10 protein-coding genes are annotated in these 25,813 nt (G+C 36.4%); 1 reads left to right on the forward strand and 9 read right to left on the reverse strand.

Annotated features, from left to right (window positions below; translation table 11 throughout):
• Positions 1 to 284 precede the first annotated feature (284 nt).
• The gene (locus tag C7D53_RS15040) at positions 285 to 1,172 is read left to right on the forward strand and encodes a DUF2490 domain-containing protein (RefSeq protein WP_162926191.1); all 888 of its coding nucleotides are present in this window, start codon (positions 285 to 287) and stop codon (positions 1,170 to 1,172) included.
• 106 nt (positions 1,173 to 1,278) lie between these two features.
• On the opposite strand, the gene C7D53_RS15045 is transcribed toward C7D53_RS15040, so the two are convergent.
• The 9 genes from C7D53_RS15045 to C7D53_RS15085 all read right to left on the reverse strand — a co-directional run bounded on the left by C7D53_RS15045 (position 1,279) and on the right by C7D53_RS15085 (position 25,805).
• On the reverse strand, positions 1,279 to 1,974 hold the full coding sequence (locus C7D53_RS15045) for a hypothetical protein (RefSeq protein WP_106917256.1): 696 nt from the start codon (positions 1,972 to 1,974) through the stop codon (positions 1,279 to 1,281).
• A gap of 188 nt (positions 1,975 to 2,162) precedes the next feature.
• On the reverse strand, positions 2,163 to 3,695 hold the full coding sequence (locus C7D53_RS15050) for a M20/M25/M40 family metallo-hydrolase (protein ID WP_106917257.1): 1,533 nt from the start codon (positions 3,693 to 3,695) through the stop codon (positions 2,163 to 2,165).
• 194 nt (positions 3,696 to 3,889) lie between these two features.
• Entirely contained in the window at positions 3,890 to 4,654 is a 765-nt protein-coding gene (gene map / locus C7D53_RS15055) for a type I methionyl aminopeptidase (RefSeq protein WP_106917258.1), read from the reverse strand.
• Between the two features lie 205 nt (positions 4,655 to 4,859).
• Positions 4,860 to 9,476, reverse strand: coding sequence for a hypothetical protein (locus tag C7D53_RS15060; protein ID WP_106917259.1), 4,617 nt, complete (start codon positions 9,474 to 9,476; stop codon positions 4,860 to 4,862).
• A 5-nt stretch (positions 9,477 to 9,481) separates the two neighbouring features.
• Complete coding sequence (locus C7D53_RS15065) at positions 9,482 to 16,315, reverse strand: hypothetical protein (RefSeq protein WP_162926192.1); 6,834 nt, start codon at positions 16,313 to 16,315, stop codon at positions 9,482 to 9,484.
• 24 nt (positions 16,316 to 16,339) lie between these two features.
• Positions 16,340 to 17,206: a hypothetical protein gene (locus tag C7D53_RS15070; protein ID WP_106917261.1), complete on the reverse strand. Its 867-nt coding sequence runs from the start codon at positions 17,204 to 17,206 to the stop codon at positions 16,340 to 16,342.
• 24 nt (positions 17,207 to 17,230) lie between these two features.
• Complete coding sequence (locus C7D53_RS15075; protein ID WP_106917262.1) at positions 17,231 to 20,563, reverse strand: hypothetical protein; 3,333 nt, start codon at positions 20,561 to 20,563, stop codon at positions 17,231 to 17,233.
• A 621-nt stretch (positions 20,564 to 21,184) separates the two neighbouring features.
• A complete protein-coding gene (locus tag C7D53_RS15080) occupies positions 21,185 to 22,642 on the reverse strand; it encodes a TolC family protein (RefSeq protein ID WP_106917263.1) in 1,458 nt (485 codons plus the stop codon).
• Positions 22,614 to 25,805 carry an efflux RND transporter permease subunit gene (locus C7D53_RS15085; protein WP_106917264.1) on the reverse strand — a complete coding sequence of 1,064 codons (3,192 nt, stop codon included), beginning with the start codon at positions 25,803 to 25,805 and terminating at the stop codon, positions 22,614 to 22,616. The genes C7D53_RS15080 and C7D53_RS15085 overlap by 29 nt, the downstream gene beginning before the upstream one ends.
• Between the last annotated feature and the right edge of the window lie 8 nt (positions 25,806 to 25,813).

Below are 25,813 nucleotides of genomic sequence, written 5' to 3' on the forward strand. Positions count from 1 at the left end.
AAAGCGTTGTATATCAACGCTTTATTTTTTTACCTATTTGAGTACTGCTTAAAATATCGTTTTCCACAAATTATCAACAAGTTATCCACAGGTTTTCCACAATATCTTTTTGTTTTGTTTCTTTTGCTAGAATTCATTTTATGATTTGTAACTATCAAAAATTACAATTTGGTTTTCTATTCCTAAATCTATCCTAATTCCCTTTTTACTTTTGTCTTGTTTTTAAACAGTATTAAATGTGTTTAAATAATTAATCAATACATAAAGCATCTAAATTTGTTATGATGAAATATTCTCAAACGGGGTTTCAATTTTCTTTCTCTAATCTTATGGTTTTACAGGTTTTAAAATTTATAATAAAGCAGTCAGCTGATAGGCTCAGTATAAGGAAAATTCTTGTAGTTTTTGGTATATTAGGCGGTATGGGAGGTGTAATGCATGCACAGATCAGTCCTCCTGGCCTGGGAGATGCCAATACTGCTTTCTGGTCTGCATTTGGAGTAAAGCGCCAGCTGGATTCAGTGGGAAAAAAGCAAACAATGAGCTACATTGCCATAGGGAGGAAAAGCAGTCCGGACAATGATAATCTTTTTTCAAAGCAAGCTATTTTTGTATTAAATCATGAGGTTTACAATTCTTTTGCTCCTCATCAGCAATACAGCTATGCCATCAGCTACAGAAGACAACCTCAGTATGAAAGTGATTCTCCCTATGAAAAAGAAAATACGGAACAGGAGTTCAGAATCTACGGAAGATATGCCTATACTTTTAATCTCGGAAAGAAATTTAAACTAAAAAATACTGTCCGACAGGAATTCAGAAAATTCTTTGATGCAGATTTTCATAAAGTAGAAGAGGATTTTCAACTAAGAACCCGTATTAAAAGTCAGCTGACGTACAATTTATCTCCTACGAATAATCAAAAACTAGCCATAAGTGCCGAAGCTCTGTTTTCTGTGAGCCATCTTAATGAACCGGATCCTCACTGGAATTCTTTTGGTTATCGGGAAATGCGTCTTTCTGCTTATTATATGTTTAATATCCCCCATTCTCCTTTTACCGTAGATATTGGATATATGGATGATTTGATTCGGGGTAGTACAAGTATTCACAAAGGTGGAGTGCATTATCTGGCGGCTGATCTGATCTGGAATATACCTTATAAAAAATAAGCATTCAATAAAAATAAAAATCCCGGCCATTACTGATCGGGATTTTTGCTTGGAAAATACGAGATTTTCCACAATATAATTAAGTATGAATGTTTGGTGTAAAATTTTAATTACATAGGCTAAGGAACTGGTGGCTCATCTGTACCTTGAAATTGGCTTCGGCTCGTGACTGATGGTGAATAGAATGTTCAAATGCGCGTACTGTCTTCAATTTCTGATCAATAAACTCAGCAATATTAACAATGGAAAAAATAAAATCCTTGTAGGTCTCCATATTCACAGTCTGCCCATAATACGGCAGATAAGCTTTCAAAAACGGAATTACTTTCTGATGACGATTGTAGCTGATACAATATCCTACCCCATCTACGGAGGTAACAATATTATGATCATTGATATAATCCAGAATATTTTTATTTCCGTTTAAAGCATTATGATTTTTGGAACAATACTTATTGACTTTATCCAGAATGTGCTGTGCATATTCCATCATCGAAATATTTTTAAATTCAAATATCTGGTTCAATGCTTTTTTAGAGGAATTTCCTTTTTCACAATCGGTACAGAAAGAGATGCCAATTCTTTCATGATAAGGAAAAAAGCAGTCTTTAATTTCAATGAAAGCATCTGCCTTTAGTTTATTTTCTGTAAAATTGTAATAAAGGTAAGGGCTATATAAAGCTACGAGAGCTTTCAAATAGTCTGTTTCATTTGTATTATAATATTCTTCAAACCATTTTTCAAGGTTATCATAATAATGTCTTTCAAAGTCTTTAAAGTTTAAGTAAAATGGCAATTCCATAGCTCTGTAATTTTGATATGACAAAGCTATTACGGTAATGCGACAAAACTTGACGCAATATATTTTCTTTTTAAATATAATGTAGAATCAAGAGAGGGACAGCAAAAACAAAAATCTGTTTCCTAAAATCAAGATTTCTGACTTTAGGAAACAGATTTTCAGATTGAAAATGATTGAACGTTTAACGATTATTTGTCGTAATTTTTCATCAGATACTCAAAATAATGGATCATCTTCAGATAGTTTTCTATGCTGAGATATTCGTTGGTACTGTGAATACTTTGCTGCTCGGGGCTGTTGATTTTAATAGGCATAAATCTATAAACATTTTTACTTACAATTTCATATTTACCGGCATCTGTACCGGCCATTGTAAGGTAAGGAGATACAATGGCTCCCGGATAAATTTCTTTCACCCCTGCTTCTATTAATTTGAATGCCTTCGTATTGGTAGGTGATACTGAAGAGGCTTCTCTTGTATTATCAATCTCTTCTACTTCTACGTCAAAGCCTTTGGTTGCCTTTGCAATATGCTCCCGAACATCTTTTACCGTATTTCCCGGCAAAAGCCTGAAGTTAACGACAAATTCAACCTCAGGAGAGAGTACATTGGTTCCGTCACTGCCTTTCATCATCGTTAAAGCTGTGGTGGTTCTTACCAACGCATTGGTCGTATTATTTTTGGTGAGCTGTGAGATCAGTACCGGCTTTAAAAGCCATTGATTAGCCAATGCCAACCTCGTTGTAAATGGCATAGTTCCTCCGATGTTATTAAAAAACTCTTTGATTAATGGAGTGATAACAGGTTTCATCTGATCATCTTCCAGCCGCTGCATAATCACAGCTGCTTTTCCAATGGCACTTTCCATTGGAGGCATAGAGGAATGCCCTCCAAGTCCCTTTACCTTTATTTTGGCGGAAAGAAATCCTTTTTCGGCACACCCTACTACAGCTACGTCTGCATCTACACCAGCTACGTTTCCTTTTCTCATGATTAATCCGCCCTCATCATATACTGCATCAAATTTCAGTCCTTTTTTCTTAAAATAATCTGCAATCTGTATGGCTCCTTTTTGGCCGCCTACTTCTTCATCAAAACCAAAAGCCAGGTAAATGTCACGTTGCGGTATTTGTTTATTTTTAATCAAATTATTCATGGATTCCATTAAGGAAAAAAGCATTCCTTTCATGTCTATAGCTCCTCTACCATAGATTCTTCCGTTGGCAACCGCTCCTGAAAAAGGGGCATAATCCCAATCCTCAGCAACTTTGGCAACTGGTTCTGATGGTTTGTCATCTGGTCTGAAAACATTTTCTTCATTATTTTTTATATCGGCATTTCCCGGAGGAACGACATCCATGTGGGACAGAAATAAAATAGGTTCAAGTTTCGAATTGCTTCCCTTGAGTCTGTATACCAAACCATACTGATTCACTTCAACATATTCTGTATGCTGATACACCAATGGATAAGAATTTTTTAAATATTCTTTAAACTGCCCAAAAGGAGCATAATTAAATTCTCCCAAACTTCCTGTAGAAACTGTTGGAATTTTAATTCCTCCTGAAAAGCGCATTACTGCTGAGTCATTTTTCACAGGCTTCCACCCTTCACCGGTTCCGGATGTATTTTTTTTAAAAGGATAAGTATAAGTCTTGATCAGGAGTATGGCAGCAAGAATAATGAGAATACCCAAAATGGCTAAAAGAACTTTTTTCATAGCAGAGAAGTTTTGTGAGGTGGTTTGATTGTATAAATATAGTAAAGTATTTGGTCTTTAACAATTTTAAAACAGGGCTTTTCAATGATATGTCCCATTAAAAAATCTGTTGATTCTCTAAGTTATTTTAATGCAAACAAATAATCCCTTTCTAGCTTTAGAAAGGGATTGTATTTATTTAAATCAGCAAGATATTAATTCAATATTTCATTCATTTGGGTCAGAATGATTGGTTTTCCGTCTGTAACTACAATTGTATGCTCATGTTGAGCCATATAACCGCCTTTATTTCCTACCATTGTCCATCCATCTTTAAGCTCTACGGCAAGATTTGAGGAAGTGGAAATAAATGTCTCAATGGCTACTACAGAATTTTTCTTGAAGCGTCTTGAATCAAAACGATTTTTGTAATTCAGCAATTCGTCGGGTTGTTCATGTAAGCTTTTCCCTACTCCATGCCCTGCAAGATTTTTAATGACTTTAAAACCTCTTTTCCTGGCTTCGGTTTCCATGAGAAATCCAATGTCAGCGATCTTCACACCTCCTTTGATGTTATCAATTGCTTTTTGTAAAATATCTTTAGAGGCATCCACCAGTTTTTGATGTTGATGAATATCTTTTCCAATGATAAATGAACCGCCATTATCGGCCCAGTATCCGTCCAGTTCTGCAGAAACATCTATATTAATCAGATCTCCTTCTTTTAATACCCGTTGATCTGTAGGAATGCCATGGCAAAATTCATTATCTACGCTTATGCAGGTCCATCCCGGAAATCCATAGGTGAGATACGGAGCTGATTTGGCTCCAAGATCTGCCAGTATTTTCTCTCCATATTCGTCAAGATCCTTTGTTGTCATACCGGGTTGGGCATACTTTGTCATCTCTCTCAGGGTATAAGCAACGGCTTCACTTACTTTCTGCATTCCGATTAACTGATCTTCATTTGTAATTGACATACAATTTATTTTGATTATTGATATAAGCTCCAAGGACTGCAAACCTATCTAAAATGTTTTTAGTCACTGTAAACTACAAAGTTAAAGAAATAAAATATTCTTTTCCTGAGCTAGTAAAAATAAAACAGAGAGTACCCAATGGTACTCCCTGTTATCACTACCTGATAGGTAGATGTTTTTGGTTTAATTTATATTTTAAATACAATTAAAAGCCTCTGTTGACGGTTAAAATATTTTCATCTTGGCTCAACATTCCTGCTGTATTTTCAGTAACTATTTTAAAGTGATGAGATAGTGCAGTTCTATCAAGTCCATTATAAAGAAGAGTTCCAGTTCCCAAATCAGTATCTTTCAATGCTAGTTTAATAACTTCTTTTGTTGGGGTATTAATATTTTCCAACGTTTTTATCTTCTTCCAGTTTCCTTGGCCAGACATTTTATAAACATGGTATTTTGCTTTATAGGCCATTTTACTCCATGTAAATGTTACATTAGTGTATCCTTGTCTACCAGGAATTCCTGAGAACATTATTATTGGAGAATTTGGCAATACATTTTCCGTAATGGTTGTAATCATAATTTTCGATGCCTCTGAAGGAGCATATTCTGTTACAACAACATCAGATTGCGGATTTCCTGTATAGTTTGCTTCTGCATATTCTACTTCTGCCTCCACGGTTACACGATAATACAATGGATCACTGAACGGAAATTGAATCAAATCTTCAAAATCGTCTTCTAATGTCCAGATTTTATCATTCAAAACACCTGCGGTTTCCAAATCCAGCTCTTTTACAAGCTTCATAGTTCTTACAGAAACAGCGTCCTGCATGGTAAGGGCACGATAAAGCTTTGCTTTCTTAACGTTATATATCTTTTTATAAGAATTGATCGTTATCTGCATTTTAGGTAAAATACCTAATTCTTTATCTTCTAAAACAGGAATCACACTTTTGATCTCCGGTGTTTTTAGAGGGAATGAATTGACCATTTTTATAGGTCCTACCGCTGTACTCATCTCTCCCTGTACAAGTTGTGCATTGACTTCTTTTACAGAGTAGAAATAAACACTTGTAGAGGCGCCATCTAATGTAAAATCTACAAACGTTGTTTTATTATTTCCTACCACTTTCATCATTGGTGCCATATCAAAATCCGGAGAGGCAGGGTTAAGATATGCCCCGTTTTTGGCCCTGATTACCTGTGCTTTTGGAATAGGCTGATAGTCTCCTCCTTTAATATGCTGGTACAGAATTGGAATTTCCGTTAATGGCACATATGAATTCTGAATGGTTTGCTTAATAAAATCATAGAATGTTACTCTACCATATTTTCCACTTGGATGTTTCGGAATGATTTCATGATCCAGGCTAGTCATCTGAGACGGAGCTACAGGACTGATATTCTCCTGAAAATGTTTATTGTGGTCTTTAATAAACAGGTTAATATTCTTGAATAAATCTTCATTATTCGGAAGCGGGAATCCAAATCCGTTATGCTTTTTAAAGAGCTTTGTAGAATCGTCATATTCTGCATTTGCCAACTCCAGAAGTCTGGAATTAAAGAATTCATCGTTATTTTTTTCTCTGATAAATTCTATAGAACTCTCAGCCGGAACCTGATTATCAGCGGTATAATTATACAATGAACTCAATAAAATATCGTCGTTACTACGAAGATACATTACACTGAACGGCCTGTGATTAAACTGCGTTGTAAAGGCGTATGATGAACGTCCGAAATAATCTGGTCTGGTGGCATACTTAGATCCCAAAGGTGCCTGTGGAGTTGCAGGAGCTTCAATTCTTCTTCCAAACATCATGGTTGGAATAGAAATTCTCGAATTATATCCTACATAGGTGTTGTCTATGGCTCTGGCTCCGAAAATGCTGTATTTCTCTAACACATCCGGGTCTTGAGGAATCACATGATCCTTGGTAAGACGACATGGTGCATTGTAGTGAAGATAAGCTCTGTACCCCGGATAGAAATTCACTTCTTCTGTTCTTGGCACATCGGGCTGCAGAGGATTGGTATCACTATGGGATTCATCCAAAGCAAACACTCTTAAATCACCGCTTCCGATATTATCTATACGAATTACTTTAAGTATTCTTTTCTCGGCTCCCTGTTGTCCTGCTGCAGAAACACGTATACTTCCTCTATACCATTGTACACTGTCTTTACCAGGAATATCAGAAAATTGAGGATGCTTATTCAAGGTATATCCTGAGAAATTAAATTCATATAATCCTGTGAATGCAACGCCTGGTTCGTTAACTCTTGTGATGGTTGCATTCTTCTTAATACCTCTAAATTTTCTATAGTATGTATTGTAGGTAATATCCGGTGCCTGTCCTGATTCAATGGTAACTTCTTCTGTATGAATAGGCCAGTTATCTCCGATTTGAATTTTAAGAGAATGAGGATTTACTGCTCCCCACGAACTTGTATTCTGCATATTCTCTGCTACCATGAAAGATACATTGGCACTTGGCACTAAAAAGTTCGCAGGATCAAAAGGAATCGGGGTATTTTGTCCGAATGCGTTTCCAATCTGCATTTTCAGAATATGAAAAATCGGAAAGTCCGGACTTGAACCTGGCACAATATTATGGATAACATAATCATCTGTTCCTACGGTAAAGATTCCTCCAATATAATTAGGAAAAGCTGGCCCGGGAATCGTTGGGGTCACAGTCTGGATAACTCCAGGATCTACTAATCCTGCACTGGCTAATGGTAAAGCTTTGGTTTTAATTACAGAAATCAGAGGATTCCCTGGCAGATCCGTTACCGTATCAATCATTCCAAAAACCTGTTTTAATGCTTCAGGACGGTAGAATACTTCTATTTTATCTGCAAACAACTCTTCGTTATCCGGCAAAGGATTAAAGGTAGATAGTTCTACTCCGTTAATAGCCTTTTGGTAGGAAATCATATCCTGTGAAGCATCATACTCCATTGTAAGTCTTACCAAAGTCTTATCGGTAGCCGGATTTAGGTTATACATATCCTGCTCATTCTGTGAAGTAAGCAATATCGGCAGCTCTTCCTGTATTAGGAATGCACTGATGCTGGATGGTGGCAGTAGTGTATTGGCAGGCTTAATTTTTGATTCTATCTGCTGGGTTATAGGTGAAGACTGGGCTCTTGAGAACCAGTTAACACCATAAGAACCATACACATGGATTCCTGATTTTGTTTCTTTATGTACAAATGCAGGGTTTCCAAAATCCGGAAGAGCAATGGCTACCGTTTCGTTGTGTGCTTCATCTCCATTTGAATATACGTTCAGGAAGTTAGGATCATTTGGTAATTCAGGATTGCTCCATTTGGTATCTCCTTTAGTTTTATATTCAATTCCTACGGATACGGGATAAGTGAACGTGGACATGTCAAACTCTTGAGTTGTATAATAAAACGGGCTATTGGCGGGTTCATCCGGAGTCAGCTCTTCAATCATCAAGCTTAAATATCTTCCTGTGCCGTCATGGGTATATCCATCTGCATCGGTAAGGCCGCTCATTGTAGTTCCTGCTGTAGGATCTGCTGAAACCATTCCCGGAACCGGTGGTTTTAAACGAACCGGAAGAGACAGACGCTGATCTTCTAAGGAAGTTGGCAAAGACATTGAAAGGTGATCAATTTTAGTAGATGGCTCTCCTGTATGAAAGTCTACAAGCGTTTCATAGTGAGCTACATATAGGTACTGACTTCCATCATAAACTTCGTCTCTTAAATCCAAATGTCCTAGCCCAAGCATTCTTGCGACATGATAGTCTAACCCTGCCATCTGAAGGTTATTGAAATGGGAGAATTCCAAAGGGGTTGAATCATCAGGGTTATCAGTTGAATAATAATGATCAATAGCTAAAGGATTATCCGGTTTATCACTAAGCTCTAAATACCTTTTAACAGAATCCCTGATGGTATTTTCCTGCTGTGGCATATATCCCCATTTTGTTTCATAGTTTCTGAGGTTTACAAATTCATCATCGTTGTATCTGGCCCAGACCGCATGAACGGGTCTATCCGGATTAGGTTCAAGCCTGCGCAAAACCTCTCCCTCATCTACAGAAAGTCCAAATTTTCCGATTCCTTCCCAGTTTCTTTTAAAAATAATATCTTCATAAAACTCAAAATTAACCTTAGTAATAATTGTTCCTGTTGGAATAAAACGAATACTTCTTCCGTTTTCAGCAAAGATTTTTTGTGAAAAATTTGAGATACTTCTTCTGAAAGTTACATTTTTAGAAAGCCCCGAAAGGTTGGTTTCTACGGAAAGAACTTCTGTTTTGGCAAATCCATTGTTACTGGATGTAAGCTGTGTTGCAAAAAACAGTTTTTTATTGGACTCTACCTCAATAAGGTTGCTTCCATACTGCTCTAGAAATCCCATAGGATTTGAAAAAGGATCTGTTTGGTTTCTTACCTCATTATATTTGTTTTTGTTTCTGAAGTATACACGGAACATTCCGTCTTCACTATTACCATATAACCACAATCCTTCGGAATCAATAACCGTGGTTGGCTGATTCGTAAGATTAAGTTCTCTTACCTGAGGCTCGTATCTGGTTCTATAAACATGGACGAAATCGTTTTGTTTATTAAATCCCTTGGGTTGACCTCCATAGTGGTCTCCTTTTGGTAAATGTTCTGCTAACGGCCCTTTTAGGGTCCATCTTAGGTGAATACCTTGTGTACTTTCTTCTCCTTTGGACCCAGCCGCCTGTAAATACAGGCAGTTGGATTGTAAAAGAGGGTTAGTAACAGGAAGAATTCCTGAAGATGCTTTTTTATTATTTATATTGAAAGACATTTCTATTAGTTTATTTTGATATTTTCTACTTTAATTTTATCTGCTAGCTTGTACTCGCCACCATTCCATGTTTTATAGATAAACTGGAACATCATATTTGTTTCTGCAATATGCTGTTCTGCATTCATGATAAGAACCTGTGAATAATCTTTTGAATAGATCATTGAATAGCTCATATCTCTTTCAGGTTTCAATCCTGGACCTTTTTCTTTAAGAACTTCAAGCATTCCGTCCAGATTTAAAGCTACATTTCTGCTAACAGCCTCAATAGGAATTCTAGGGTGGTTGAATGGCTCTGGGTTTCTGACAAGAATAGCCACTACATTTCCTGTTGTAGTATCAATAATTTTATTGAACTCTGTAGTAGGTGCATCTTCCTGTGGAGTAATTCCAAATAATCCCTGAACGATTCTGTCAAACGGATGCTGATACTGCATTGCAATAGATTGACTTAAAGGATTGTCACAGATTTTCTTTGGATCTGCTTGAACAATTGCCCAGGCAGCCTTAAGCTTTTCTGACGTTAAAGCTTTTCCAATGCTATAAATTGCTTGTTTTGTCTGCTCAGCACCATTTGCATCTTTATACTTAATGAAGCAACTGTTAACCTGCTCTTTAAAGTCAGCATAACGGGAAGTCTGGAATACAAATTTGTGAACTTCTTTCGCATATTTCTGTTTAATATCCTCGGTCATATTGGTAACATCTACGTTTTTATTTCTTCCCCAATAGAAGTTCATAACCTGCGCTGTATAAAGCTTTTGAGGTTTAAGACCTTTAAACTTAATGGTACGGTAGATAGATTTCGGAGGTTCCATATTAACAACTCCTGTACAGTTTTGTCCATTATTCAACATACTAAAATATTGCTGCATTACTGGTGGAATTGCCGGATTCGGATCTACTGCCCAATTTTCAATAGTCTGGGCGATATTAGTAGGATTCGTTATTACTGTGGTTTCATCAGAAAACAGTCTTGGTGGATTCACAATGGTAATATCTTCTACAGGGTCCTTGATAAGGATCTTCATAGAGCCTCCCAATTTTTTCATATTCTGATATTCATCCCACCCGTCCATCAATTTAGAAACATAGCTTGATGTAAAGTACATCGATACTTTCGTTGTTTCATCATTGTAAAATAATGGTTTTGCACTTACGATATTTCCATCTGCATTTGGATAAGAACGTTCATAATCTATATAAGGTCTCAATGATGTATGAGGATATAAGTCCGGATGTGGAGTAAGTTCTTCTCCCGGAACAACCGGAAGCAGATTTCCGTTTTTATCACGGATTCTTCCGATGGTATCTTCTATAACATTGGTAGAGTCTTTAATCTTAATCTCGCCATAGGTAGCATCCTTATCTAAGTGGAAGAACCCTAAAGGTCCTGCTGTACGGAATGCATAGGCATAGCTTAGTGTTTCCGACGGAGCTTGTCCATTATCTACGGTATCCTTTAATGTAAACTTCACATAGTATCCTGTATCTGGTCTCCATACTGGCTGAATAGATCTTGTAATTGCATTTACAGCGGCTTGTGTTTCCGTTGTAACAGCTGCCAGAGTAGGAATATGTACGTTGTAGGAATAATCCTCCACAGATAACCAACTTACTTCATGGAATAGTGTGAAACATTTCTTCTGACTGGCACAGTTTCCAAGATTTCTCAAAATGGAGATCATGTCTTCACATGCAGTATCGAAATCTCCACCATACATGGCATACCCTGACCATCCCATAAACCTAATGGCTACAATTGTATTGATCTGTCTCTCTAAAATTTTATTCAGATACTCATAAGAAGGATTATTACTAATAAATTCTCTATAAGCTGTATACAAAGGAGTTTCATTACGAGGTGGCTTATCATTAAATATTCCGAATTCTTTCTGTGAAAGATAGGCGCTCAGATTACATAATACAGAATCTTCGCACGGGTTCATGTGCAGCAATAGGTTATTAATCTGCTTCAGCTTGTCTTTTAAACGATCAAAATAACCAATAACTACCTGTTCGTCAGGATTATTTACATTCATGCTACCTATAAGATCTTCTAACAATGCTCCGTACTGCTCAACATTAAGTTCATATGCCAGAGTTGGAACCCAGCTACCTCTTAATGTTTCCAATATTGACTGATAAATGCCTGCATCAAGATTTCTTCTGATAAAGTCTACATCTAAAAGTATACTTCCACCTCTTCTATCAAATGATGTGAAGAAATAATTATTATACATTTCAACCATCTTAGGATACAACGAGCAAACAGCCTCATACTTTTCCTTTGCAACCCCTTCGCAACCTCTGGACTGAAGTTTTTCCAGTTTTCTTTCTAGCTCTGTATATAACTCAGAATTGCTTGGATATACTGTACCTACTACACCTCCTTGTTGTAGAGCTATTTGGTACCCTTCATTCATAAGTTCTGCCATCTGTTGCAGAATAAGATTAACCTCATCGTTATCCACCGAGTCAGGAGTGATTACAATTTTCGTAATTCCGCCCGCCGGAATAGATGAAGGTGAGATTGGAGCCTCAAGATCCTGTTTTGAATAATATTTCTGCTGAACATCATATTGTACAAAAGACTGTGTATTGGTTAAATCAATCAAAGGACTGTAATAAGACACGGTTACCCCTGTGCTGTATGTACTCAATTTCAGCTTGACCTTGGCAGCCGGATTAGGCAGCATGATCGTAAGCGGAGAATGATTTTTAAACAATAATGATTGTGCAAAACCATGATTGTTTGCTTCATCTGAAACTTGTGCATGATCGCCCTGCATAACAGGATTTCCATTGGCATCTACCGTATACAGTACATCTCCTGCAATTTGGTAAGAAGCCCCTTCACTTTGGAAGAAATTGGATGAAGAAGCATAATACAATGTATTCAATGGTTTTTCCAGGAAATCAGACGTTGAATCTTGGATATTCTGTCCCTGGCAGAATAATGTAGACGGCATGATTCCGTATTGTTCAGGAATAAACCAGCCGGCATTTCCCTGCTCTGTATAAGAGAATGGAGTCATACCCAATAATCTGATCGCATTGTACTGATTATCTTTTTTCTGCCATTGCCCAACCTTAAGGTTATTCAATTCTCCATTATTCGGTTCCATTGCTTTGAACGGATCATATTTCTTCCAGCCAGACTCTCCATCATTCGCCATAATTTCAATGGCTTCCAATGTATACTGGTGTTTTACCTGTCTTAGTTCCAAGCCTTTCATTACCTTATCTGGCGGAATCATATCCGTAGAGTTCGCGGCAGGATTTGTAAATCCTCCAATAATATCACTGGTAGCAGCTACCGGAAGTAATCCTTTTGTTGTCTTAATATCAATATAGGTATCAAGAGGGACTACTTTCGTAATCGTAGAAACGTCAGGATATATTGTAGTACTTGTTCTCTGAAGATCAAATGTTTCATTGGTTAACATACTGATTCCTTTCACCAGGCTATCTTCCTGGCCAGGAATTTCTGTAAACGGCTTCACCGGAGTTCTGTCTACTTCCTTATTGAATTCCCACTTCAGTTCCAGTTTTGCAGAGAAACTGATCTTAAAGAATAGGATTTTTAATTTAAACGCGACCGTAAATGCTCCATAGATCAGGAACGGTTTCGGAGACTCTACCGCGAGAAGAATAGATACCGCTGCATAGATACGGAAGATCTTCACGTTGATATCAATGACTAATCCGGCTTCAAAATAAGCTCCCATCTGAGGTTTCTGGAAGCTGACTTTACCTCCTAGTTCCAGATAGGCAAGAACAAAGATACTGACAGGTCCAAATTTTCTATCAAATCTAAACTCTCCTCTTGCACCGGCCTGAATTCCTTTTCCGGAAATCATTAGAAATGCTTTCAAAGTAAACAGATCCTTTAATATTTTGGCCTGAATTGGCTTTTGCTGTGTACCGAAGTTAATATACCAAGCCGATGGATTATTAAAGAAGAAACCTGCCTGAATTTCTGCATACAGCTTAATAATATCTCCTGAACTTTCAGGGAACTTATAGTCTGCACCAAATCCAAATTCTAATGAATTATCCCCAAAAATGAAGAATGCAAAGAATGGCGGATCATCTTGAAAATTAACTCTTTTCGCCAGAAGCTTCATTCTCGCATCCACCATTACCATGGATGGAAGTGACAGTAATAACATGGCATTGGCAGAAATAATATTTCCGTTGGCCATGGTATCTCCAAGCAATGCTCCGACTCCTAAAGAGAATGGGAAATTGTATTTCTCCGTTTTATCCGGACCACTGAATTTCTCAACACCTACTCCCCTTTCCGGAGCTGTATAGTATTCGTACCAGGTATTTTGAGAAGTCATATTAATGGCTGCTTTTTCGGCAACATAACGATATCCTAATAAGCCACGGAATCCGTAGATGGACACCGGTCCTAAGGCAATTGGGTTCGGAAGTTCAATATTGGCATCAATCAGGAATGCAGGATACTTCGGCGCTAAACGCATGTTTACACCTCCTGCAATTCTAGGGTTTTTAACTTTAAGGCTTACTCCACCTTTATACTCCTGGAATGCTCCCGGTTCCGGAATAGACAGCCATCCTTTGATCGCCACATTCGGATCACTTGAGTTAGCCGGAATAACCATATCGATATGAATCGTCTGAATATGAAGGTATGAATCCGGATCTTTTTGAGGATCATTGCTATCATTATCAGTTGTATAGTAATATTTAATTCCGTCTCCACGGGCATCAATTCCTGCTACCCCGATACTTACTCCTCCGTCAAATCCGAAGTAGTTGTATTTACGCATCACTCCTTTTCTTTCTCTTTCATGAGAACCAAAGTGAATTGCAGTAACTGAAATTTCCGTAGGTCCAAGTGGAATTTTAATAGGTTTTGGAAGAATCATATTTCCTCCGTTTACACGGAAATCAATATGACCGTCACTGTAGATCCTTAATGCGGAAATACTTAGTTTTTGTCCTTTTAGCAACTCGCCAAAAGTTCCCAGGAATTCAATATCTGCAGCTGCTCCAATATAAAACTTATTGTCCTCTTTTCCGAGTTCAACAGAGCTTAAATGCAGCTTCATAACATTCCCTAGCTGTACAGGGAAAGGTGGAGCGGCAGCGGCAGTTAGACGAAAATCTCCGTCGGCCTCAAGATGACCTGCCACTTCAAGCTGAACTGGCTGTCCGCCAACAACAGGCATATCTGTAGGATAGGTGAATTTAGGGATAATCAAACCTCCTTTAATATTGGATGAAACCACTGAATTTTTATTCAAGGTAACATCAAACGATTTGAAGCCTACCTGGAATCCATTTTTCCCACCTAATCTTTTCCACATCATGGCATTATTACCATTTAAAGTGGATAAATAATTTTGGTAATTGGCCCCGTTATTAAAAACAATTGGATCAGCCTGTGCCAGAGGTGTCAAAGAAAGTGGAAACTTAAATGCAAATGGTTCATCTGAAACTGCCTTTAAGCCTTGTAAAATGGTTTTCAGTTCTGAATAATCATTAGCTGTTACTAAACCAATTTCTCCTGTAGTTGAGTTTTTCTTATATAATGATACCGGATAATTGAATGCAAACTTGTCGTTGTAGTATTCAAAATTTCCTCCCTGATGAGCTACAGGAACGGACTCCAGCATAATAGTTCCGGAAACCCCTCCTGTTCCTATAAGCATGTCATAGCCACCTAGTCTTAATGTAGCACTTGAACTGCTCGGTGGATTAGTCTCATTATAGAACCATTTTGGTGGGAACGTTACAGATACTGCTCTTGCATACACTCCTGTAAAGTCCGGGGAATATCCATAAGCATCTGCTTCAGGGATATTTTTTGTTTTACTTAAATCCAGCTTCAGTCTGTCCAGCTGAACCAATAATCCTGTATTCCCAATTTCTGAGTAGGTAGGATCTAAGGTTCCTGCAATATCCAGATCATATCCAATTCCTGAAGCGGTATCTGCATAAAGCACTGCTTTTGCAAAGTTGAAATAGGTTTTAGCATCCAGAGCTGGGTCCGGTATGAGTTCATCATTGCTATTCTTAGTCCAAGGTTTTAGAATATTCCTAGGAAACTCGATGGATGCGGATGTTTCTAGAGTAATCTTTGCACTAGGAGTAATGATCTCTCTGATATACTCATCAATATCCTGTGGTAAAATATTCTTAAAGAATAATTTTAGTCTTTCTTTGGGATCAAAAGTATTTATATTACTTACAATATAGGTTGCAAAGGCTGCTAAAGCTGCTCCCTCTCCATATGCTGTATTGATAGACTTTATCAGTTCTTTAATTCTATTATCCGATGTAGGGTAAGGAATTGGAGTTGTAATTAAGCCCGATAATTCAGCATTTACATCATCAACAAATTTATTAATTGGGTCTCCATCGGTATTTACAAATATATTAATGACATTTCTTATAACTTTTTCTTCCGTAAGGTTAAGGCTTATTAAAGCTATTTTGAACATTTCCTTTGGAGAAAAAGAAAAGTTATTTAAATCAAATTGTGAAATATATCCTAGAACTGGCCAATTATATTGAACCGTTACTGGAAATGATGAAATTGAGTTATTTAGTTGATCTTTATTGAGTACGAATTTCATCCCGTATATGAGATCAAAATCGATTCTGCTTTTCGTTACAATATCCAAGCTATAAAAAGCGCTGTCTCCCAGAGGGCTGACACTTGATTGGAGATTGTTGTAATAAACCCTATCGAACGCTTGTTGTGAGATATTTTTCACAAAATCAAGGGATGAGGGTATACTATCCAAAGTCATTAAATTAGAGAGCTTTGGATAATAGGGTAATAATTGTGTATTTGGCATAAAATTTAAATTAGTATTCCTAATTTATGTTCTAAATAATTTGTATAATTCGTTATCTGGAATTTGGTATTTGTCGCTATTACGCAACCACTCTTTGGAAGATTCTTCTAATGGTAACTTATCGTATTCTTTATCCTTGATATAATGGGAATCCTTTTCGTCAATATCATAGATTATTTGACCTGCTTTATCATCGACAAGGATTTTTCTGGTTTTAGCATTTCTATCTTCAGGGTATGGAAGCAATAGAATATACCAATAAGAAACAGCCTGATTAAAAGCTCGGTCGATGCCTATATATGGAGAACCATACTTATCTGCTATTTCGAGAATATCATAAAAGTTCATCTTAAAATGTTTATCATGATCTATTTCCTGTATAAGTACTCCATCTTTAGAATAGGCATACCATGTTCCAATAGGATAGCCTGCAGCTTTTATTCCATATCCAAAATGCATAATTGTATGTAAGTTGCCATTATCATAAAAGTTAATTTGGGAAGTAATATAATTGGAAAACTCCTGAGTAGATCCAGTATTTTTTGCTTTTCGTTTATAGACTTGTGTATCTTTAAGACCTTTAAGTATTAAGAACATTTTATTATCTAGAAACTCATAGGAAGTTCTTTCAGTATTATTCTTACTACTCTCTGATACAAAACATTTATTAAGTTCTGCTGAACAACCATCAATATGAATCTTTTTATCCGATTTTTTTTTAGACTTTGCTTGGATAAGTAAAGTACTATACTTTGGAATTTTCAGATTTTCTTTGGTAATTACAGGAGCTTTCAAGTTTTTAAACTTTACTTCTGAATTTTCTTTTTTTTCTTGAGCATTATTTAATGTAAATAACGTGAAAACAGCAAAAAATAAAATAACTTTATACATAATTAATAAATATCAGGAATTGGGTTAAAAAAAGTAGTCATCAAATGCATTTCTAGCAATGAGCCATTGCCAATGATATGTGGATTCTTTAGTTTTATTATCCATGTGTGAGTAATCCATTAAGTTATCTGTAGTCTTACCTTTAAATGTAAATAGTGAGTTTTTATCAAGCCTATTAAAAGTATGAGCAATTCCTAAAGAATGATATACCTCATGTGGAATTGAACTATTAAAAAGATCAATATTAAAAGTAACCACCGGAGTTCCAAGTCCGTTAGAAAAACCACCCAGCAGAGTCCCTTTAGTTGTTAAATCAACCATGTCAAATCCCTGTAAATCTATTAAAAATACTTTCATATAGTTTCCATATTTAGCACTTTTATATTTATTAGGTAATTTATCAAACAAATAATCTTTAACAGACTTAAAAGCTATATTACTATTTTTGACATATGCTTTTATATAACTATCTGATCCTGTTGTACCTTCTACATATGTATTGGTAAAATAAGTATCTGTTGTGACATCTAATTCACGGAAATTGTCTCCTGTAAGAGGAGGATCCAATTCATTAAACATTTCAACATTTACTTTTATTTGGGATTGTGCCAACCATTGAATTAAATTTTTCTTTTGAGTAGGTATTAAAGTTATTTCAGATGAAGTTTCTTTATATCCTTTGATTGATGAGTCTTTCAATGCTATTTTTACAGGAATCAATAAAACATTCAGTTTAGGTTTCTTCGCATTTGGAAAAGCTTTTAAAATTCCTGCCAATTTACCGTCTGCCAACGCTTCAATAACTTGTGTTGTAGGAAATTCCTCCAAGCAAGTAATTTCCAGTTCAAAGAGATTAGGCTCAGATGCAGTTACTGCTTTCTGACCTACAGTAAAATTATAAAAACTATAATTAGAATCTGAAGGATCCGGAGTTCCTACACTGTTATTAATTTTAAAATATTTTTTAGGAAATCTTAATCTTAATTGCCCAACAACCGACTTCACCCATACTCTAAGATTTAATGTTGTAGTCTGTCCTTTATTTAGACTTAACCATGTTCCAAAGCATTCTCTCTCATTTTTTAATGACCAAGTCTTCGGATAAACTCCGTATTCATTCTTTAATCTGGATAATATTCTATAATCTAAAACAAAAGGCTCGCTAAAATCATTTCCATCTGTTTGTGTTGGCATAGATCCTGTAATTTCAGAAAATGCTGTATCAAAAATTTTAGGAGCTGATCCTACAGGCCATGTTGAAGCTCCTCTCCTAAACCAGTCTATTCCACACTCTCCATTCCAGTATTCATAAGGTCTAAATTCCACTGATGCTTGTCCAAATTCTTCACATAAACTGGAACTAATTTTTTCAGAATAATTTTTAGTAAAGAAAAATCGACTATCTACGGTATAGACATAGATTTCTTCAACTGCTGTCAAATCGTCAATTACACCAAGGGTTCCATCTTTTTTATCAAATTGTACCCTAAGTTTGTATTTAAGATATTCTGAAGTAAGAGAATCCTCTACTAGTAAAAAAGATAAATTTGTAGCATGGGCATCTTTAGCCTGAACCTTTTTTTCCAAGAGTCTATATTCATTCTGAGTGATTCCTAAATTATAAATTGGCATATTATTATCGATATCTTTACTATGATAAACCAAGCTCTTTATATTAACTCCATTATCTACTATAATACCTTTCCAAATAGCTCCCTCATTATAAACTTTGTTATAATACTCCGTTTTATTAGAGACATAATTTCCTGCGGTAAAAGCATTAGCAGTAATCTTAGTCTTAACATCAGTTGAGATTTGAGGACATAAAATATAGGTTCTAAGCTCATTATCTCCAAAAGTATCAGTATTATCAGGATAATTGGCAGATATTGTAGCTCCATGCAATACTAATTTTGTATTATATACTCCAATATTATTATTATCTGATATTATAACAGGTCTTAAATGATTAACAAAAGATCCCTGTGCATCTGAAAAATCTCCTTTATCATAAATTGATTTGAGATTAATATTCCCAAAAAAATTATTCAATCCAGGTTCTTCAATATAACAAATATTCACCAAACATGAAATATTTTGCAGTGTACCTCCATCATCCAGTCTAGATAACATTAATTTAAAACAATATAAGTTTTTAAGCAATGTTCCATCTCTGACAGATATTTTATCGGTAGCATTCATCTTTACTTCCTCAAACTTATAATTACTACTGGCTAAATTATTTGAAAGTATTCCTAAATCTATTCCTAGCTTTTCATCTAATGATGTTTTAATAATAATTGGCCATTCTTTCGTTAAGAACGATTTACTTATATAACCTTGGAAAGTATCGGTATTACTGCTTTCTGAGTATACTCTTTCCGCATCAGACACCTTATAAAACTTATAAGATCTACCCCTGTTACTTTTTATATAAATATAAACTTTATTTTTATTTAAAAATTTCTTGACAATATTATTATATATTGCTTCGGGAGTTTTATGATTTAATTCTGTACTTCCAGATTTTGATATAATTTTCCCACCATCAGCATTTTGTGCATCATGTGTATTGGTAACATGCGAACCATAAAAAGCAGCAGGATCCATAAATTTATAAACATTCTCACGAAATATCTTAGCACTGATATTGCCATTTTTTTTACCTCCAAATATATTAAGGTTAGCTGGATGATCATTATCTGCTTTCAATGCACATGAATTTGCTGTTGCAAACTTTAAATCAAAATTTAATCCTGTATCAGAATTTGTCTGAGAAAAATCTCCATCATCCAATACAATTTCAAAACCTCCAAAACCGCTCGAAAAATTTCCTATTAAATTTCCTTTTTCTACAGTTATTAGATTACGGCTATCTTTAGTAAAGAATTTCTTTATAACTTCAGAAGATGAATCAGGGGAAGAACTTGATATATACCCCACCTTTTCTGCTGTAAAAACAGAATTGCTTCCATACCATTCTGTGTGAGATTTAAATGCCGGCTTTAAAAATTCCAATGAACTTGTATCATTTACAAGAAGAGCTCCATTCACGGTTTTGAACAAATCACTTGCATTAATTCCACGATAAACGAAGTATTTTATTTTAATTCCCAATCCAATATCTCTGTTAGGTTTAAGTAGAATATTGACTTTATCTGTTGAACCGTCATATTGGGCAAAAAGTAGAGTTCCACCTGTTACCGCATAGGCAGGTAATGCCTGTGCAAATGTTGTGGTTATCTGAAAATCATTCACACTATTATTAATTGGACCGAAAGCTTTATCACTAGCAGATTGAATAAAGGATAAATCGGTAAAAAAATAAGAAGTGGGTGATTTAATATTTACTGACATATTTTTTAAATATTAAAAATTAAAAATTTGGTGTGACTCAATAAATTCCAAATTTTAGAATTCATTGAAGTGTGTTTTTGTAATAACTTCATTGTGTTATTATCAAAATTTAAATGTAATCTCTGCAAGAAACGCAGGTACATTGTATAGTTAAAAATTTGGTGTTTTTGTGTTGTTTCATATTTTTTTTGTGTGGTTGGTTACATAAAATACATTGGTATTGTAATGTGAATAGCATCACTTATCATCGTCAATGTGATTTTAAAAATTGGTTAATTAATGTGTTGGTAAGTTTTAGAATTTGTGATTTCTTCTTCTTGATGAAGCAATCTAGTGTTTGAAAAAATGTGGTCATAGTTGTTGTATTTTTATTACAATACAAAAGTATTTGTGACCAACGTCAAAACTCGTCGTGTTATATTTTTTGGTATAAAAAAATTATAATTATTGAATTACAAACATAAAACATCAACCTAAATACAACCCTGTAATAAAATTTATTCACAATCTATTTACTATGTTTTTCAAGTTGGAGAGATATTATACAACAACAAAAAGGGCCAACTCCAAAGAATTGACCCCAAAACATTAACTGTTTATTGACTGAATTATGATATTTCTTTATTTCCAGCCGCCACCCAGACTCTTATAGATATCCACCACAGTGCTTAGCTGCTTTTGTTTGGCTTCTATAAGTTCCATTTTGGCATCCAATGCATCTCTTTGATTCAAAAGAACTTCAAGATAATCTGCTCTGGAGTTTCTGAACAATTGATTGGCAATATCAATAGACTGATCCAGGGCTTTTGTTTCCTGAGATTTTAATTGATAGTACTGATCTATATTTTTGATCTTCGACATTAGATTGGCAACATCCAGGTAAGCATTCAGAATAGTTTTGTCATATTCATATAACGCTTGTACCTGTTTGGCGTCCGCAGTCTGGAAGTTGGCCTTGATAGCACTTTTATTAATAAGCGGTCCTGCCAGCTCCCCAACCAGATTATAAGCTATAGACTCTGGCATTTTCACTAAATAGGATGGTTTGAATGCTTCCAGTCCCAATGTTGCAGAGATTTCCAGGGAAGGATAAAACTCTTTTCTTGCTGCTTCCACATCCAGTTTTGAAGATTTTAATTCTAATTCTGCCTGTTTAATATCCGGACGATTCGCCAATAATTGCGACGGAATCCCGGTATAAACTGTTGGCGGAATAATAGACATAAAATTCTCCTTGGTTCTGACAATCGGTTGCGGATACCTTCCCAATAAAGCATTGATCTCGTTCTCCTTTTCTGTAATCTCCTGACGAATGGTATACTCTGATGCTTTTGACTTTGCCAGCTCTGCTTCAAATTTCTTCACCGCCAGTTCTGTTGTTGCAGCAGCCTCTTTTTGAATCTTGGAAATTTCCAATGCCCTTTGCTGAAGCTTAATATACTGTTGTATAATATCCAATTGATTATCAAGAGCCAACAATTCATAATAATGATCTGCAACTTCTTCAATAAGATTAGACAACACGAAGTTTTTACCTTCTACGGTAGAAAGATAATGAGCAACCGCTGATTCTTTTTCTGTTCTCAGTTTTTTCCAGATATCAACCTCCCAATTGGCCATTAATCCTCCTTCAAAATTCCCTAGGGGATCTGGCATTTCTCTTCCTGGTTCTATCTGTGTAGTAGCATCCCCAGCTCCTTCACTCGTGTAGCGTCCTGCTTTTTTCACTCCGGCACCAATCCCCGCTGAAACAGTTGGGCTCAATCGTCCTTTTTTGGCTAACACTCCACTCTTGGCAATTTCAATTTCCTGAAGAGTAATAAGCAACTCCTGATTGTTCTTTAAAGCCGTTTCAATAAGACTTACCAGATTTGGATCCGTAAAAAACTGTCTCCAAGGAGTTGTTCCACTGTTATTATTAGCATCCTGCTGCTCTTCCTGATTGAAGTTTTGAGGTATATTGGTCTTAACTTCGTCTTGTATGACTGTCGCCATTGGAGCCTTACAACTTGCTAAAACAAGAGATAAGGCAATGGCTGCTATTATATTTTTAGTCTTCGAATTTTCCATCATGTTCATAAGGTTCAGTTTGTTCTGTTAAAGGATTTTCCTCTTCATATTTTGCCAGTCTAGACTTTTCAGCAATGGTTCCAAAGATGTAATACAATCCCGGAATAATCATTAGCCCGAAGACTGTACCTATCAACATCCCTCCTGCTGCTGCTGTACCAATGGTTCTATTCCCCACAGCTCCAGGACCTGTTGCAATAACCAAAGGAATCAATCCCGCAACAAAGGCGAAGGAGGTCATTAAGATAGGACGGAAACGAATGGCGGCTCCCTCTATGGCAGCTTTCGCAACCGGAATTCCTTCTTCTGCTTTTTTCTGAACGGCAAACTCTACAATCAATACGGCATTCTTACCCAAAAGTCCGATAAGCATTACCATAGCCACCTGTGCATAGATGTTGTTCTCTAATCCTAGAAGTTTTAAGCATAAGAATGCCCCGAAAATACCAGTAGGTAAAGATAAAATTACCGGTAATGGAAGAATAAAGCTCTCATATTGTGCAGAAAGGATCAGGTATACAAACCCTAAACACACAAGAAAGATAAATACAGCTTCATTTCCACGGCTTACTTCATCTTTGGAAATCCCGGCCCAGTCTATACCAAAGCCTCTTGGAAGTGTTTTATCCGCAACTTCCTGAATGGCTTTAATGGCTTGCCCACTACTATACCCAGGAGCAGGAGTCCCACTTACCTCTGCAGAATTATACATATTATGCCTTGTAATCTCTGACAAACCATATACTTTTTCAAGATGCATAAAATCCGAATAAGGCACCATCTGATCCTTATCATTTTTAACATATAATTTTAAAAGATCAGTAGGTAGTGCGCGATACTGTGGACCTGCCTGAACAATAACCTTGTAAGGCCTATCGAAACGGATAAAGCTGGTCTCATAGTTAGAACCTATCAATGTTGATAAATTATCCATTGCTTTTGCAATCGTTACCCCTTTTTGCTCCGCAAGATCGTTATCTATTTTAAGCATATATTGTGGGAAACTGGCAGAATAAAATGTAAATGCAGATCCCAGTTCAGGACGTTTCTTCAATTCCTTAACAAAGTCATTGCTTACCTGTTCCATTTTATGGTAATCCCCGCTTCCTGCTTTATCCAGTAAACGTAACTCAAATCCTCCTGCAGCACCATATCCAGGAATGGATGGCGGCTGGAAAAATTCAATATTGGCTCCCGGAATATTTTTAGCCTTTTCTTCAAGTTTTTCAATAATTTCCGCAGCCGATTCCTTACGTTCTTCCCAACTTTTAAGGTTAATTAAACAAGTTCCTGAATTCGAGCCGGTACCTTCAGTTAAAATCTCGTATCCTGCCAGCGAAGAAACCGATTGTACCCCATCTATATCCTCAGATTCTCTTAAAAGTTCCTTGGCAATTTGATTGGTTCTTTCCAGAGTAGATCCCGGAGGTGTCTGGATAATTGCATAAATCATCCCCTGGTCTTCTGCCGGAATAAACCCTGATGGCAATGAGTTACTCAGGAAGAATGTACAAATACAAAATCCTAATAATAACGGTAATGTAACCACTTTTTTGGTCACCGTTTTATTCAGCATTTTTTCATACTTTCCGGCTCCTTTTGTAAATAGATTATTGAATTTATCAAGGAAAATACTTACAGGAGTTTTCTTCTTGGCTTTCCCATGATTATTTCTCAGAATTAAAGCACACAATGCAGGAGTTAGGGTAAGAGCTACAACTCCTGATAATATAATGGAAGATGCCATGGTAATGGAAAACTGACGATAAAATACCCCCACCGGTCCGGACATGAACGCAATTGGAATAAATACAGATGCCATTACCAAAGTAATTGCGATAATTGCTCCACTAATCTCATGCATTGCTTCTTCCGTGGCCTTTAATGGAGAAAGATGCTTTTCTTCCATCTTGGCATGAACTGCTTCTATGACCACAATGGCATCATCCACAACTACCCCGATTGCCATTACCAGTGCGAAAAGTGAAATCATATTCAGTGTAATTCCAAAGGCTGACATTACCGCAAAAGTTCCTACTAATGACACAGGAACTGCCAGTGCGGGAATTAATGTTGATCGCCAGTCTCCAAGGAAAAGAAATACTACAATCGCTACCAATATAAAGGCTTCGAAAAGAGTATGAATTACTTTTTCCATCGAGGCATCCAGGAATCTTGAAACGTCGTAACTGATATCATAATGCATTCCTTTCGGAAAAGTATTTTTTTCCAGATCCGCCATTAAAGCTTTTACATTTTTGATAACATCACTCGCATTGGATCCATAAGATTGTTTTACGGTAATTGCTGCTGAAGGTTTCCCATTCAACGTAGAATAAATATCATACATTGAACTTCCAAATTCAATGTCAGCAACATCCTTCAAACGTATGGACTCACCATCAGGTTTTGCCCTTAAAATGATATTTCCATAATCTTTTTCATTATTAAAACGTCCCGGATACTTAAGCACATATTCAAAAGACTGTGACCGTTTTCCTGAACTTTCCCCTGTTTTACCGGGAGATGCTTCCAAACTCTGTTCGTTCAGAGATTCCATTACTTCATCAGCTGAAATATTGTAGGCAGTCAGCCTGTCCGGTTTAAGCCAGATACGCATTGCATATTCTCGGGTTCCCAAGATATCAGCAAAACCTACTCCACCTACCCTTCTCAACTCAGACATCACGTTGATATCTGCATAGTTGAACAGAAACTTCTGATCGGCTTTAGGATCATCACTGTATAGGTTAATATACATCAACATATTGGGTTCTTCACGGGTAATCTTTACCCCTTCACGCACTACCAGTGGTGGCAGTTTATTTACTACGGAAGATACACGGTTTTGAACATTTACGGCAGCAACATTAGGATCTGTTCCCAAGTCAAATACTACCTGAATAGAAGCTTCTCCATCGTTCCCGGCATCTGAAGTCATGTACTTCATACCCGGAACACCGTTTAGCCCTCTTTCTAATGGAATTACGACAGATTTAATCAATAATTCGTTGTTGGCTCCGGGATATTCGGCGGTAATATTTACCTTAGGTGGAGAAATAGACGGGAACTGGGTCACGGGAAGTTTTACCAATGACAAGATCCCTAAAAACACTATAATCAATGAGATTACAATAGACAGAACAGGTCTGCGGATGAATTTCTTAAACATACTACTTC

Source organism: Chryseobacterium aurantiacum (assembly GCF_003020585.1).
In the GTDB taxonomy this organism is placed as follows: Bacteria; Bacteroidota; Bacteroidia; order Flavobacteriales; family Weeksellaceae; genus Chryseobacterium; species Chryseobacterium aurantiacum.

Bases quoted from the DNA above. Each gene is read 5' to 3' on its own strand.
- C7D53_RS15040 (WP_162926191.1), top strand. From the start codon at position 285: ATGAAATATTCTCAAACGGGGTTTCAATTTTCTTTCTCTAATCTTATG.
- C7D53_RS15045 (WP_106917256.1), bottom strand. From the start codon at position 1,974: ATGGAATTGCCATTTTACTTAAACTTTAAAGACTTTGAAAGACATTAT.
- C7D53_RS15050 (WP_106917257.1), bottom strand. From the start codon at position 3,695: ATGAAAAAAGTTCTTTTAGCCATTTTGGGTATTCTCATTATTCTTGCT.
- map (WP_106917258.1), bottom strand. From the start codon at position 4,654: ATGTCAATTACAAATGAAGATCAGTTAATCGGAATGCAGAAAGTAAGT.
- C7D53_RS15060 (WP_106917259.1), bottom strand. From the start codon at position 9,476: ATGTCTTTCAATATAAATAATAAAAAAGCATCTTCAGGAATTCTTCCT.
- C7D53_RS15065 (WP_162926192.1), bottom strand. From the start codon at position 16,315: ATGCCAAATACACAATTATTACCCTATTATCCAAAGCTCTCTAATTTA.
- C7D53_RS15070 (WP_106917261.1), bottom strand. From the start codon at position 17,206: ATGTATAAAGTTATTTTATTTTTTGCTGTTTTCACGTTATTTACATTA.
- C7D53_RS15075 (WP_106917262.1), bottom strand. From the start codon at position 20,563: ATGTCAGTAAATATTAAATCACCCACTTCTTATTTTTTTACCGATTTA.
- C7D53_RS15080 (WP_106917263.1), bottom strand. From the start codon at position 22,642: ATGAACATGATGGAAAATTCGAAGACTAAAAATATAATAGCAGCCATT.
- C7D53_RS15085 (WP_106917264.1), bottom strand. From the start codon at position 25,805: ATGTTTAAGAAATTCATCCGCAGACCTGTTCTGTCTATTGTAATCTCA.